Source organism: Corallococcus sp. AB032C, from assembly GCF_003668935.1.
Lineage (GTDB): Bacteria > Myxococcota > Myxococcia > Myxococcales > Myxococcaceae > Corallococcus > Corallococcus exiguus.
Genome location: NZ_RAWP01000028.1, coordinates 1 through 13,061 on the forward strand (window position 1 = coordinate 1; position 13,061 = coordinate 13,061).

Sequence of the window (13,061 nt, forward strand, 5' to 3'; positions counted from 1 at the left end):
GCAGGTTGGAGCGCCGGATGATGTCCTTCTGGACGGCGGGCACTTCTTCCGGGGGAATCTCCACGCCCAGGTCGCCTCGGGCCACCATCACGCCGTCCGTCTTGTCGAGGATGGCGTCCAGGCCCGCAACGCCATCGTCGAGCAGATTGAAAAGCGCGTCGTCGGCCAGCGGGACGTGGTGGAGCACCTGCTGATTTCGCTCTTCAGCCGCGGCCACTGCCTCTTCGTGGGCGTGCCCGGCCTGGCGAAGACGCTGCTCATCTCCACGCTGGCGGACGTGCTCAACCTGTCCTTCAACCGCATCCAGTTCACGCCAGACCTGATGCCGTCGGACATCACCGGCACGGACATCCTGGAAGAGGACAAGACCACGGGCCGCCGTTCGTTCCGCTTCATGCAGGGCCCGCTGTTCGCGAACATCATCCTCGCGGACGAGGTGAACCGCACGCCGCCCAAGACGCAGGCCGCGCTCCTCCAGGCCATGCAGGAGTACCGCATCACCGCCGGCGGCCGCACGTACCCGCTGGAGCTGCCCTTCCTCGTCTTCGCGACGCAGAACCCCATCGAGCAGGAGGGCACCTATCCCCTCCCCGAAGCGCAGCTGGACCGCTTCATGTTCCTGGTGGACGTGGGCTACCCCACCGCCGAGGAGGAGGTGCAGATCGTCAAGAGCACCACCGCCGGCGCGCCGCCGAAGCTGGAGAAGATTCTCTCCCCCGAGCGCATCCTGGCCCTCCAGGAGCTGGTGCGCCGCGTGCCGGTGCCGGACCACGTGGTGCGCTACGCGGTGGAGCTGGTGCGCCACACGCGTCCCAAGGAAGCGGGCGCGCCGGACTTCGTGGCGAAGAACGTGTCCTGGGGCGCGGGCCCTCGCGCGAGCCAGTACCTGGTGCTCGCGGCCAAGGCGCGCGCCATCCTCAACGGCCGCTTCGTGGCCACGGTGGAGGACGTGCGGGCGCTGGCGAGGCCCGTGCTGCGCCACCGCGTGCTGCCCAACTTCACCGCGGAGAGCGAAGGCATCACGTCCGTGAAGCTCATCGACCAGCTCCTCACGGTGGTGAAGGGCTAGGCGCTTCCACCCCATGTCGCTGCTCGACGCCCAGACGCTGTCCCGCCTCCAGGGCGTGAAGCTGCGCGCCCGCGCCGTGATGGAGGGCGTGCTGTCCGGCCTCCACAAGAGCCCCCATCAGGGCCAGAGCGTGGAGTTCGCCGAACACAAGGAGTACGCCCCCGGCGACGAGCTGCGCCACCTGGACTGGAAGGCCTACGGCAAGTTCGACAAGTACTACGTCAAGCGCTTCGAGCACGAGACGAACCTGCGCTCGGTGATGGTCGTGGATGCGTCCGCGTCCATGGGCTACCAGAGCGGCGCGATGTCCAAGCTGGAGGTGGCCAAGACGCTCGCGGGCGCGCTCAGCTACCTGCTCGTGCGCCAGCAGGACGCGGCGGGCCTGGCCGTCATGGTGGGCGGCGCGTTCAAGGACGTGCCGCCCCGCGCCTCCGCCGGACACCTCAACGTGCTGCTGGACGCGCTGGAGCACACGGAGGCCAAGGGCCCCACGGACCTGGGCAGCGCGGCGGATCACCTCGCGGAGGTGCTGCCCCGGCGCTCCACGGTCATCGTGCTGTCGGACCTGCTGGATGAACGGCAGGAGGCGCTCAAGCGCATCCTGGCCCTGCGGCAGCGCAAGAACGACGTGGCGGTGTTCCACCTGGTGGACCCGGCGGAGCTGACGTTCCCCTTCGACGACCCCACGCTCTTCCTGGACATGGAGGGCGAGGGCCGCATCGAGGTGAACCCGCGTGAAATCAAGCAGAGCTACCTGGAGGAGTTCGGCGCGTTCCTCGCGGACGTGAAGGCGAAGTGCGCCGAGGCCGACGTGGACTACGAATTGGTACGCACCGACGAGCGGCTGGATGAGGTGCTGCTGCGCTTCCTGGGACGCCGAGGGAGGCGCCGGTGACGTTCGGCAACCCGTGGTTCCTCTTGGGCGCGCTGGGTGCGCTCATCCCCGTGCTGGTGCACCTGTTCGACCGGCGCCGGCCGAGGGCGCATCCGTTCGGGCCGCTCGCGTTCGTGCTGCGCAGCCAGAAGCGTACGGCGAGCCGGCTCAAGCTGAAGCGGCTGCTCCTGTACGCGCTGCGCACGCTCATCCTGCTGGCGATTCCCATCGCGCTGGCGCGGCCGGAGCTCACCCGCGACGCGCAGGCGGCCACGGTGACGCGCGGCCCTGCGGCCACGGCGGTCATCCTGGACGCATCGCTGTCCATGCGCTGGTCGGACGGCACGTCGAACTTCGAGAAGGGCCGCGATGAGGCGCGCGACGCGCTCAAGGACCTGCTGCCGGAGGAGCCCGCGACGGTGATGGTGTGCACGGCGTCCCCGGAAGCGCCCCAGCCGCCGGGCTTCGACCGGGCACGGCTGCGAGCGCTGGTGGACGAGGCGAAGCCCACCTACGGCACGGCGGACCTGTCGCGCTGCCTGGACATGGCCGCGCGGTCGCTGGAGGAGAACCCGATGCCGGGCAAGCGCCTGGTGGTGGTCTCCGACATGACGGTGTCCGGCTTCCGGTTGGAAGCGCCGCCGCCCACGGTGAAGGGGCCCACGGGCGCGATGGTGAAGCCGGAGGTCGTGCTGCGAGACGTGGCGTCCGGGCGCGAGGCGCTGGACAACCACGCGCTGGTGGACCTGCGGGTGGAGCCCGCGCTGCAGGCGGGGCCGCGCGCGTACCAGTTCACCTTCACGGTGCGGAACTTCGGCGCGAAGGCGGCCAAGGACCTGGAGGCCGCGGTGCGCGTGGGCGAGTCCACGCTGGCCAAGGGCTTCGTGGACGTGCCCGCGGGCGGCACGACGCAGAAGACGCTGACGGTGCGCTTCCCGCAGGGCGGCACGGTGGTGGGCCAGGTGACGCTCGCGCCGGACTCGCTGGCGGAGGATGACCGGCGGTCCTTCGTGCTGCCGGTGCCGCGCGGGTTGAAGGCGCTGGTGGTGAACGGCTCGCCGCACGCGACGCGCTACCGGGACGAGGCCTTCTTCGTGGACGCGGCGCTCACGTCGCCGGGCTCGCCGGTGGACGTGGCGGTGCGCGACGCGGAGGTGGGGCTGCGCGAGGACTTCAGCGCGTATGACCTGGTGCTGCTGCTCAACACGACGGCGCCGTCGGCGGAGGAAGCCCAGAAGCTGACGGCCTTCGTGGAGAACGGCGGCGGCCTCTTCGTGAGCGTGGGCGACCACGTGAACCCGGAGGCGTACAACCAGCGGCTGGGCACGCTCCTGCCGCGCCCCCTGCGCCTGGTGCGCACGAGCGCCGAGCGCGAGGACCCGGACGCGGAGACGAAGACGGCGAAGCTGGCGCAGGTGAAGGTGGACCATCCGCTGTTCGCGCCCTTCACGGGCCGCGCGGAGGAGGGGCTCATCGGGGCGCGCTTCTACAAGTACATGCTGTTGGAGGCGGACAGCCCGTCCGCGCCGGGCACCAGCCAGGTGCTGGCCACGTACGAGGACGGAGCGCCCGCGGTGGCGGTGGCGCGCCGGGGCAAGGGGCGCGTGGCGCTGTTCACCAGCACGGTGGACCGCGACTGGAGCGACTTCGCCATCCGCACGAGCTTCCTGCCGCTGATGCAGCGCTTCGCCGCGTACCTCACGGGCTCGCTGGAGGAGCGCGAGGAGGTGCGCGTACGCGTGGGCGAGACCGTGACGCTGCGCCCGGAGGGCACGCAGAAGGTGGCGGGCGTGCGCGCGCCGGACGGCAGCGAGCTGCCGGTGAAGGCGCAGCCGGACGGGTCGTTCGTGGCGGGGCCCACGGTGGAGCCGGGCGTGCACGCGGTGCTGGGCTCGGACGGGAAGCCCGTGGCCGCGCTGGACTTCGCCGCCACGCTGGACCCGGCGGAGAGCGACCTGACGCGTGTGCCGCAGGACACGCTGACGGCCTACTTCGGCGAGGACACGGTGAAGGCCTCCACGGGGGACGCGGACAAGCCCGCGGTGCCGCTGTGGACGTGGCTCATCCTGGCCGCGTGCCTGGCGTTCTTCTTCGAGGGCACGCTGCTCCGGAAGTAGCCCCGGCCGCTCCGCGCCCTGACAGGCAGCCGACGCTCGGTGAACGCATCCACTGCCCCATGGGCGGCGGGCTCTGCCACACTGCGCGGCCGTGAGCCCTGCTTCCGCCCTCTATCGCGACTGCGCCCGCCTCTTCATGGTGGGCTTCCCTGGCACCCGCATCGACGCCGACTTCGCGGCGCTGATGGACGATGGCATCTACGGCGCCATCCTCTTCAAGCGCAACGTGGGCACCGCGGCGGAGACCGCGGCGCTGTGCCGTGACATCAAGACGCGCGCGGGCCGGCCCTTCATCCTCTCCGTGGACCAGGAGGGTGGCCGGGTGGCGCGCCTTCGCGGTGAGCCCTTCACCGCCCTGCCTCCCATGCGCGAGCTGGGACAGCGCGGCGACGAAGCCCTGGCCGAGCGCGTGGGCCGGCTGCTCGCGCACGAGCTGCGCGCCGTGGGCTTCGACTGGGACTTCGCTCCGGTGCTCGACGTGGACACCAACCCGGCCAACCCCGTGATTGGCGACCGCAGCTTCAGCCGCGATCCGGTGGAGGTGGGCCGGCTGGGCGTGGCGCTCGCGAAGGGCCTGGAGGCCGGCGGCGTGGCGTCCTGTGGAAAGCACTTCCCCGGTCACGGCGACACGACGACGGACAGCCACCTCACGCTGCCGAAGCTGCCGCACGACCTGGAGCGCCTGCGCCGCGTGGAGCTGGTGCCGTTCCAGGCCTTCGCGAAGGCGGGGCTCGCGTCGCTGATGACGGCGCACGTGCTGTTCGACGCGCTGGAGCAGGGCGTGCCGGCGACCATGAGCCACCGCGCGCTGAACGACCTGCTGCGCAAGGAGCTGGGCTTCGATGGCGTGGTCGTCAGCGACGACCTGGAGATGAAGGCCATCGCGGACCACTACTCCGTGGCGGAGGCCGCGGTGCAGGGCACGCTCGCGGGCGTGGACCTGTTCCTCGTGTGCCACCAGGCGGACGTGCAGCGCACCGCCATCGAAGCGCTGGTGAAGGCGGTGGAGTCCGGCCGCGTCCCGCGCGAGCGCATCACCGAAGCGCACCGGCGCCTGGACGCGCTCGCCGCCCGCTTCGCGCACCCCGCCGAGGACCGGCTCGCCACGCTGGGCGACGCGGAGCACCGCTCGCTGGCGCAGGGCCTCGCCAGTGCCTTTACCGGCAAGGACCCCACGGAGGTCATGCTCGCATCGCGTTAGTGGGTGGCGTGCCTGGAGCCCAGCTCGGAGCCCTGCCCCATGGGGCCCTGGAAGCGGTCCGCCCCGCCCCGGTCTCCGGGCACCGGCTCCTGGGGCGTGGTGAAACCGGGGGCGCCAATCTGGTTCTGCTGGAGCTGGTGGGCTCCGGCGGCGGCCGACCACTTCGCGTCCGTGGACGTGCTCGCGCCCGAGCCACCCGTTCCCGGCGGCGCGGGCTGCTGCGTGTTGGCGACGCCCTGGTAGCGACTCCCCGCGCGCGGCATCGTGGGCTTGTCACGGTTGCAGCCAGGGCCGACCAGCGCGGCCGTCGCGGCGCACACCGCCACCAGCGTCCAGTGATGAAGCGTTCTTGAGTGCATGGCCTGCTCCTCCCGGAAGCCATCACGGCCTCGACAGAAGGAGTGACCACCCCAGCGCCCCACCGGGAGTGGCGGGGCTGGAGGACGGACGCCCGTTGGCACGCTGGCCGGCGAGCGCCCTGGGACCTCCGTCCAACTACCGGTCGTGCAGGTAGACGGGCGGGCTGACGTAGGAGTACGGCGCCTCGAAGCCGCGCGTGAGCTCGTTCGCGGTGGAGACGTGCCAGCCGCCCAGCCCTTCGGCCGCGGGCGAGTAGGTCGCCCCGCCGAACAGGCCGTAGCGGTGCGCCATCATGCCGCCCGCGTCGTCCCACTTGGAGTTGTTGGACTTGCCCGACTTCGCCGGCGTGCGCGGGTCGATGCTGGAGCCGATCTTCTCGATGGTGGAGTTGTAGCCCCGGTCCACCGTCAGCACGTGGGCGGGCAGCTTCGCGGTCGCGTCACCGTGGTGCGCGTCGGCGGGGTTCTCGTGCCCCTGCTGCTCGGCCACGTTGTAGACGGCCTCCGGCTGCGTCCCACGCTGCGCGAAGGCATTGCCCCGCGGCTCATCCGGCTGCTTGCCACCCGTCTCCGGCAGCCCGCCACAGGCCGTGCCCAAGAGCACGCCCGCCGTCAGCGCCGCCGCTCCCATCCACCGCTGAATGCCTCGCTCGCGCATGTTCGTCGTCTCCGCCATCCCCGAGGAATGGTCATGCCGACCTCGCCTACCACCGGGCATCCACCCGAGGGCAGGCCCCGCCGGCCGCCCGCTGTCCGGCCCAAGGGCCGACAGGGCTTCATCGTGAACGGCCAGCCCCGCCCGGAAGGAGAGGAGCCAGCCACGAGCGCAGGCATACACGGTCCCGGTCTCCCTGTCCCGCCAGGAGTGCACCGGCGCCCGCCCCGCTTCAGGCGCGCGCGCCCTTCCGGGCCGGCTTCGCCGCTGGGGCCTTCTTCGCCGCCGGTTTCTTGACAGTCGCCGGCTTCGCCTCCGCCGGAGCCTTCTTCGCCGCTGGGGCCTTCTTCGCCGCCGGAGCCTTCACCGGAGCCTTCGGGGCCGAAGCCGCGTCGGAGGACGCTCCGCCCTGGAGCGTGGCCAGGACCTCCGCGACGTGGCCGGCCACCTTCACCTTGGGCCACACGCGGACGACCTTCGCGTCCGGGCCGATGAGGAAGGTCGCGCGGATGAGGCCCATGAACTTGCGGCCATAGAGGGACTTCTCCCCCCACACGCCGTACGCGTCCGCCAGCGCGTGGTCCGGATCCGCCAGGAGCGAGAACGGCAGCCCCTGTTTCGTGGCGAACTTCTGGTGGGACGCGACGCTGTCCGGCGACACGCCCAGCACCACCGCTCCGGCCTTCACCAGCGCGGAGTGCTCGTCGCGAAAGTCGCACGCCTCCGTGGTGCAGCCGGGGGTCGCGTCCTTCGGATAGAAGTAGAGGACGACGTGCCGTCCCTTGAACTGCGAGAGGGAGACGGTGGCGCCGCTCTGGTCGGGGAGCGAGAAGCCGGGGGCCTTGTCACCTGCTTGGGGCATGGGCATGTGTCGGCTCCATACCCAGACCCCGAGGGCTTCTCAACTCCGCGCGCGTCAGGGACTTCAGCGCGCGCCCTCGTCCGGCGCATGGACCTCTTCGCCCGGCGGGTGGTCGTGGGCCTCCAGCCGGACCAGCTCCGCCTGGCAGCTCTCCAGCACCTTGCGCAGCACGCTGCGCGTCGCGTCCGTGTTGGCCTCGCCCATCTTCTTCGCGAGCGATTCACACGCGGCGCGCTTGGCCTCCACGTCGCTGGCGCCCTTGCCCGTCGCACCGGGCCGGGCCAGGGGGCGCGGTGGAATCTTCTCCTGGGCGGCCTTCAGCGCGGCCAGGCGCTTGTCGGCCTCCGGGCGGACCTTGGAGTCCTTGGGGACGGCCTCGAACTGGGCGGCGACCTCCGCCCACGCCGGGTCCTGGGCGCCGAGGTTCTTGTTGATCAACTCCTGGTAGCGCGCCTCGGCCTGCTTCAGCTGCTCCGGACCTGGGTCGGTGGAGCAGCCCGACAGCGCGAGCAGACCCGCGAGCAGCAGCGCGGCGGAAGTTCGGGGATGGGCAATGCGCATGGTGTGGGACGTCCTCCTGCTGGCCACAGGGTTAAACCACGGCTAGGGTGCGCCGTCGTGGCTCCCATCCTGCTCGCCTTCCTGCTCGGCCTGACTCAAGGCCTGCTCCACGCCCTGGGGCCGGACCACTGCGCCGCCATGGCCACGCTCGGCACCCTGGGTGGCGGCCGGCGCCGTGTCGCCATCATGACGGCGCTGCGCTTCGCCCTGGGCCACGCGGCCATGCTGGGCGGCATCGCGGCGGTGTGTCTCTTCGCGGGCGTGGGCCTGTCGGAGACCTTCGAGCGGTGGGCGGAGGTGTTCGGCGGCGCGGTGCTGGTGGCGCTGGCCGTCACCGCCCTGATCTTCCCGCACAGCCTGGACCACGGCCACCCGCACCTGCCCGGCCACGACCGCGAGCCGCACGAGCACGTGCACACCGTGAGCACCGCCGCGGGCGCCTTCATGGCCGTGAGCGGCGTGCGGTCGCTGCTCATCGCGCTGCCCCCGCTGCTGGTGGGCGGCAGCATGAGCCTGTCCGCGTGGACGTACCTGCCCGGCTTCGCGCTGGGCATCCTCATCGGCATGGGCGCGGTGGGCCTGCTGTTCGCGGAAGGCCTGTCGCGCGCCAACGCGCGCATCAGCCTGTGGATCCAGCGCGGCGTGGCGCTGGGCTCCGGAGCGCTGGGCCTGTTCTGGATCGGCTCGCGGCTCGTCTGAAGCGCCGCACGGCACACCGCGGGCCCTGAGGCACCCAGGCCCGCTTCCAGGCACCGGCAGCGCTACGAGCGCTTGTCCAGGATGCCCAGCGCCATCATCGACACCAGGAAGCCGTAGACGACGTGCTCCGGCCGGTTGGCGAACGCGAGCAGCTCCGCCACCACGCGGTTGCCGTCGATCTTCGGCAGCAGCTCCGCCTCCCAGCGCTCCAGCTCGACCTCGTTGAGGCCGTAGGCGGGGGCGACGGCGGGGATGAGCCGGTCCTCGGGCTGGAGCAGGCGGCGCAGGCGCTCCGGCTTGTAGAGCTTCTTGATGCCCCGGACGATGAGGTTCGCCGGGTGCACGTCCAGCTTGATGGACTCCGCGGAGGCCTTCTCCTTGAAGCTCATCACGTACGTGCCCTCCTCCCAGGAGAAGAGCGAGTAGATGATGGCCTTCACCTGCTGGCCCACGTAGTACAGCCGCTCCGTGTCCTTGAGCAGGGCGCGCTCCACCAGCACGTCACCGGTGCGCCGGTGGCTCTGCGCGGCGACGGCGGATGCGTCCTGGAGCTGCTCGGGTTTGATCTTCCCCACGCGCACCAGGAACTGCCCGAAGCGGTCCGCCAGCAGGTTGGAGAGCGCGAACACCGGGGTGCCGTTCTCGAAGTAGACGACCTTCTTCACCTTGCCGCGCTGCACGCCCAGCTCGCCCGTCTCGCGCGACAGGTAGAAGGCGGTGAGCAGCGAGGGCAGGTTGTCCTTCAGCTCGCCCCGGCGGCTGCCCGGAGCGCCCGCGCCCACCGGCAGCGGATCCGGCGGGCGGCCCGGCGTGGGGGGCCGCACCTGGGTGGTGGACACCTTCTGCATGGGCGTGGCGGTGAGGTTGGCGCCGCGGATTTCGGCCGTGAGGTTGCCGCCGCCGGTGACCTTGATGCGGCCGGTCAGCTCCATGGCGTCCTGCGGGCCCTCCTCCTCCACGTCGATGTCCAGCTCCACCTCGAAGGCGTCGGCCATGGAGGCGGCGGGGACCTTCTTCTCCGCGGGCAGGACCTTGGCCACGGCCTCCAGCAGCTTCTGGGCCTCGAAGGGTTTCTCGAAGTAGCCGGCGGCCTGGTACTTCTGGCGCGCTTCGGTGGCGTGCTTGCCGCCCTTGAAGACGCCGGTGATGAAGAGCAGCGGCAGCTGGGGGTTGTCCTTCCGCAGCGTGTCCGCCAGGTGGTAGCCCATCATGTCCGGCAACAGGATGTCCAAGACAGCACAGCCGGGGGGCTGGGCGCGGGCGGCCTCGATGGCCTGCTTGCCACGGCTGGCGCCCACCACCTCATACCCGGCGTCCTCGAACAGCTGCGTGAGGAGGGAGAGGAGCTCCTGGTTGTCGTCCACGACGAGGATTCGAGGCGCCATCGCGGGGGGACCGTAGCAGATTCGGACGCCCGGGCGGCCAGCGTTTCCAGGGAACCCCGGAAGGCCGCCCGCTTCAGACGATGGATGCAAGCGCCCCGCTGGGGCGTTAGGGTGTCGCCCGCCTCATGTCCTCCCTTCTCGCCCGCATCCCCCCGGCAGCGCTCCTGGCCGGACTCCTCCTGTTCTCACCCCTGGTGGCGTTGGCCCAGGAGGGCCCGCAGCAGGACGCGGGTCAGCCGGACGATCCGAACTCGCCGGAAGGGGACGACAACACCGGCCGCGTGCCCACGGACTGCCGCAGCACCAGCGACTGCGCGCCGCGCTTCAGCTGCAACACGGGCAAGTGCAAGTACACCGGCATCCGTCAGGCGGAGACGCAGGGCTGTCTGCTGGGCCCGCAGGCGGCGCTGATGGTGCTGGGCGTGGCCGCCGTGGCAGGCTCGCGGCGCCGCCGGTAGCCGGCAGGCCCCCACCCCAAGGAGCGACGCGCGATGCGGCTGGGCCTGAAGGCAAGCAACCTCCTGGAGCGGGTGGCGGACTTCCTCAACCTGGCGCCCCAGCCCCTGGCGCACGCCTTCTTCGGGATGATGGCGTCGCGGACGCTGATGGCCGGGGCCCGGCTGGGCGTCTACGCGGCGCTGGCGGACGGCGCGGCGACGGCGGAGGCGTTGGCGGCGCGGCTCAAGACGAGCACGGAGGGCATGCGTGCGCTCCTGGAAGCGCTCATCGCCTGCGAGGTGGTGGAGCTGAGCCGGGGCCGCTTCCGGCTGGCGCCCCGGGCGCGGCGGTGGTTGGACCCGCGCTCGCCGCAGGCCATCACGGCGTTCCTGGAGTTCAACTACGCGCAGTGGGACTGGTGGGGGCAGCTGGAGAACGCGGTGAAGAGCGGGCAGTCGGTGGACATCCACCAGTTCGCTCCGGACGACCCGCGTTGGCGCGACTACATCCAGGCCATGTACCAGCTGGCGCGGCTGGCCTCGCCGGAGGTGGCGGCGGCCATTCCCCTGCCCCGGGGCGCGAGGCACCTGCTGGACCTGGGCGGCGCGCATGGCTGGTACGCGGCGGAGCTGTGCCGGATGCACCGGGGGCTGAAGGCCACGGTGGTGGACCTGGAGGGCAGCGTGCGCGTGGGGCGGGACATCATCGCCCAGGCGGGGCTGTCGCACCGGGTGACGCACAAGGAAGGGGACGTGCTGACCGCGGAGCTGGGCGGGCCGTATGACGGCGCGCTGCTGTTCCAGGTGATGCACCACCTGACGCCCGCGCAGAACGTGGCGCTCCTGCGGCGCGTGCGAGGGGCCATGGTGTCCCGGGGAACGCTGGCGGTGCTGGAGTACCTGCGCGAGGAGCGGGACACCGAGGGCACGTCCGCGCCGCTCATCGGGTTGCACTACTTCCTCACGTCCGGAGCGGCGTCCTACACGCCCGCGGAGGTCGAGGGCTTCCTGGATGACGCGGGTTTCAAGGTACAGAGCACGCGGCCCATCCGGCATCTGCCATTGCAGACGTTGATCATCGCGCAGCCGGACTGACGGTCCCGGCGCCGGCTTGTCAGACGGTGGAGGTAACTCCACACTCCAGGCATGGCCTATGGCGCGAAACCACTCGGGGGTCCGGCGACCCTCGCTGACATCGAGGCCCTGCCCGAGGGCGTGGTGGGCGAGATCATCGATGGGACGCTGTATACGCATGCGCGGCCCCGGGCCGGGCACATGGACCTGGTGGGTGCGCTGATTGATGGCCTGCGAGGCCCCTTCCAGCGCGGCCAGAACGGTCCAGGCGGTTGGTGGGTGCTGGCGGAGCCGGGCATCCAGGTGGAGGGAGCGCCGGAGTTCAATCCGGACCTCGCTGGGTGGCGGCGCGAGCGGATGCCCGTGCTGCCCGGTGGAAGGTGCAAGGTCGTCCCGGACTGGGCCTGCGAAATCCTGTCACCTTCCACTCGGGCCTACGACACGCGCATCAAGCGGCCGTTCTATGCGCACATCGGCATCCAGCATCTCTGGTTCATCGACCTGGAGGCACGCACGCTCACCGTGAGCGAGCTGCGCGACGGACGTTGGGTGGAGGTGGGCGTGTACGGAGAGGACGACATCATCCGCGCGGCACCGTTCGATGCCATCGAGCTGCGGCTCGGCGAGTGGTGGCCGGTGACCGATGCGTCTTGAGCGCCCGCCCGGCCCGCTTGTCAGACCGCGCTGCTAACTCCACACTTCGGGCATGGTCTATGGCGCGAAACCACTCGGGGGTCCGGCGACCCTCGCTGACATCGAGACCTTGCCCGAGGGCGTGGTGGGCGAGATCATCGACGGAACGTTGTACACGCATGCGCGGCCGCGTGCCGCGCACGGCCATTTCGAATACAGGCTCCACCGCGAGCTGGATGATTCATTCCAGCTGGGTGGCGAGGAGATGCCGAGCGGATGGTGGATCATGTCCGAGCCTGGCATCCGGGTAGGTGGCTCTCCGGAGTTCATCCCGGACCTCGCGGGCTGGCGGCGCGAGCGGGTGCCCCTGATGCCCCAGGGACAGTGGACGGATGTTCCCGACTGGGCGTGCGAAATCCTGTCACCGACCACGCGGGCCTACGACACGCGCATCAAGCGGCCGTTCTACGCACGCATCGGCATCAAGCACCTGTGGTTCGTGGATCTGGACGCGCGCACGCTCACCGTGAGCGAGCTGCGGGACGGGCTCTGGGTAGAGGTGGGCGTCTACGGCGAGTCCGATGACCTCATCCGAGCCCCGCCCTTCGAGGAGCGGGACCTGCGGCTGGGCTGGCTCTGGAAGTCCCTTCCGCCTCCGGGCTAACGCGGCTTCGGCCTGCGCGCGGCCCGCTCGCGCTCGAGTTGCAGCTCACGTTCGACGAACTCGCGGTGGAACTTCGCGAAGTTCACGGGCTCCATCAGACGCCGTCCCGGGTTCGGGCCCGCGTGTTCGAGGATGGCGTCGATCGCGGACAGCGCCTCCGGGAGGAACTCTTCCCGGAGCAACACGAGGGCCCGTCCCATGAGCGCGGTGGACACCAGGGCGCGCATCCTCGGGTCCGTGTCCTCGCCGGGCCGCTGCGCGAACGCCTTGAAGCGGCTCTGCATCCGCTCCAGCCAGTTGCAGCCCATGTCCTCCCGGTCCATGTCCAGGAGCACACGGGCCCGGTACAGCATCCCCCAACGCCACGCCCTCCCAGAGCTCCGGCCTGCGCGGACTCCAGAAGCGGCGCTCCACCTCGTCGAAGTGGACCAGCGCCTCGTGGAACATCCCCTTCTCCGCGATGGCCGCGCC

General features: G+C 71.0%; 15 protein-coding genes and 1 pseudogene. 9 read left to right on the plus strand and 7 right to left on the minus strand.

What is annotated here, in order from left to right; genetic code table 11:
- Nucleotides 1–136, minus strand: a pseudogene (locus tag D7X99_RS43695) (pyruvate kinase); the annotation flags it as partial.
- Between D7X99_RS43695 and D7X99_RS14705 the strand changes: the two are divergent.
- The 4 genes from D7X99_RS14705 to nagZ all read left to right on the plus strand — a co-directional run bounded on the left by D7X99_RS14705 (nt 134) and on the right by nagZ (nt 5,261).
- On the plus strand, nt 134–1,069 hold the full coding sequence (locus D7X99_RS14705; RefSeq protein WP_368667765.1) for an AAA family ATPase: 936 nt from the start codon (nt 134–136) through the stop codon (nt 1,067–1,069). The pseudogene D7X99_RS43695 and the gene D7X99_RS14705 sit on opposite strands and share 3 nt — an antisense overlap.
- A gap of 13 nt (nt 1,070–1,082) precedes the next feature.
- On the plus strand, nt 1,083–1,964 hold the full coding sequence (locus D7X99_RS14710) for a DUF58 domain-containing protein (protein ID WP_120580093.1): 882 nt from the start codon (nt 1,083–1,085) through the stop codon (nt 1,962–1,964).
- Nucleotides 1,961–4,060, plus strand: a complete 2,100-nt coding sequence (locus D7X99_RS14715) for a BatA domain-containing protein (protein WP_121778362.1) — start codon at nt 1,961–1,963, stop codon at nt 4,058–4,060. The genes D7X99_RS14710 and D7X99_RS14715 overlap by 4 nt, the downstream gene beginning before the upstream one ends.
- 91 nt (nt 4,061–4,151) lie before the next feature.
- Nucleotides 4,152–5,261 carry a beta-N-acetylhexosaminidase gene (gene nagZ, locus D7X99_RS14720; RefSeq protein ID WP_121778363.1) on the plus strand — a complete coding sequence of 370 codons (1,110 nt, stop codon included), beginning with the start codon at nt 4,152–4,154 and terminating at the stop codon, nt 5,259–5,261.
- Here nagZ and D7X99_RS14725 read toward each other — a convergent pair.
- The 4 genes from D7X99_RS14725 to D7X99_RS14740 form a co-directional block, all read right to left on the minus strand.
- Entirely contained in the window at nt 5,258–5,620 is a 363-nt protein-coding gene (locus D7X99_RS14725; RefSeq protein WP_121778364.1) for a hypothetical protein, read from the minus strand. The genes nagZ and D7X99_RS14725 overlap by 4 nt on opposite strands.
- A 136-nt stretch (nt 5,621–5,756) precedes the next feature.
- Nucleotides 5,757–6,278, minus strand: a complete 522-nt coding sequence (locus D7X99_RS14730; RefSeq protein ID WP_147476155.1) for a hypothetical protein — start codon at nt 6,276–6,278, stop codon at nt 5,757–5,759.
- A gap of 229 nt (nt 6,279–6,507) precedes the next feature.
- A complete protein-coding gene (gene bcp / locus D7X99_RS14735) occupies nt 6,508–7,143 on the minus strand; it encodes a thioredoxin-dependent thiol peroxidase (protein ID WP_121778366.1) in 636 nt (211 codons plus the stop codon).
- Nucleotides 7,144–7,200: 57 nt separating this feature from the next.
- Entirely contained in the window at nt 7,201–7,698 is a 498-nt protein-coding gene (locus tag D7X99_RS14740) for a hypothetical protein (RefSeq protein ID WP_121778367.1), read from the minus strand.
- Between the two features lie 57 nt (nt 7,699–7,755).
- Here D7X99_RS14740 and D7X99_RS14745 point away from each other — a divergent pair, with 57 nt between their 5' ends.
- Nucleotides 7,756–8,397, plus strand: a complete 642-nt coding sequence (locus tag D7X99_RS14745; protein WP_120580086.1) for a hypothetical protein — start codon at nt 7,756–7,758, stop codon at nt 8,395–8,397.
- Between the two features lie 62 nt (nt 8,398–8,459).
- Here the strand turns inward: D7X99_RS14745 and D7X99_RS14750 are convergent, their stop codons facing one another.
- Complete coding sequence (locus D7X99_RS14750) at nt 8,460–9,782, minus strand: response regulator (protein WP_120580085.1); 1,323 nt, start codon at nt 9,780–9,782, stop codon at nt 8,460–8,462.
- 125 nt (nt 9,783–9,907) lie between these two features.
- Here D7X99_RS14750 and D7X99_RS14755 point away from each other — a divergent pair, with 125 nt between their 5' ends.
- From D7X99_RS14755 to D7X99_RS14770, 4 genes are all read left to right on the plus strand, one after another.
- Complete coding sequence (locus tag D7X99_RS14755; RefSeq protein WP_120580084.1) at nt 9,908–10,240, plus strand: MXAN_6627.5 family MYXO-CTERM protein; 333 nt, start codon at nt 9,908–9,910, stop codon at nt 10,238–10,240.
- 33 nt (nt 10,241–10,273) lie between these two features.
- Nucleotides 10,274–11,314 (plus strand): class I SAM-dependent methyltransferase, encoded by a 1,041-nt coding sequence (locus D7X99_RS14760; protein ID WP_120580083.1) that lies wholly within the window; start codon nt 10,274–10,276, stop codon nt 11,312–11,314.
- Nucleotides 11,315–11,365: 51 nt separating this feature from the next.
- On the plus strand, nt 11,366–11,947 hold the full coding sequence (locus D7X99_RS14765) for a Uma2 family endonuclease (protein WP_121778368.1): 582 nt from the start codon (nt 11,366–11,368) through the stop codon (nt 11,945–11,947).
- Nucleotides 11,948–12,056: 109 nt separating this feature from the next.
- The gene (locus tag D7X99_RS14770; RefSeq protein WP_283244699.1) at nt 12,057–12,590 is read left to right on the plus strand and encodes a Uma2 family endonuclease; all 534 of its coding nucleotides are present in this window, start codon (nt 12,057–12,059) and stop codon (nt 12,588–12,590) included.
- Here the strand turns inward: D7X99_RS14770 and D7X99_RS14775 are convergent.
- On the minus strand, nt 12,587–12,943 hold the full coding sequence (locus tag D7X99_RS14775) for a hypothetical protein (RefSeq protein ID WP_121778370.1): 357 nt from the start codon (nt 12,941–12,943) through the stop codon (nt 12,587–12,589). The two genes, D7X99_RS14770 and D7X99_RS14775, sit on opposite strands and share 4 nt — an antisense overlap.
- Nucleotides 12,944–13,061: the final 118 nt, after the last annotated feature.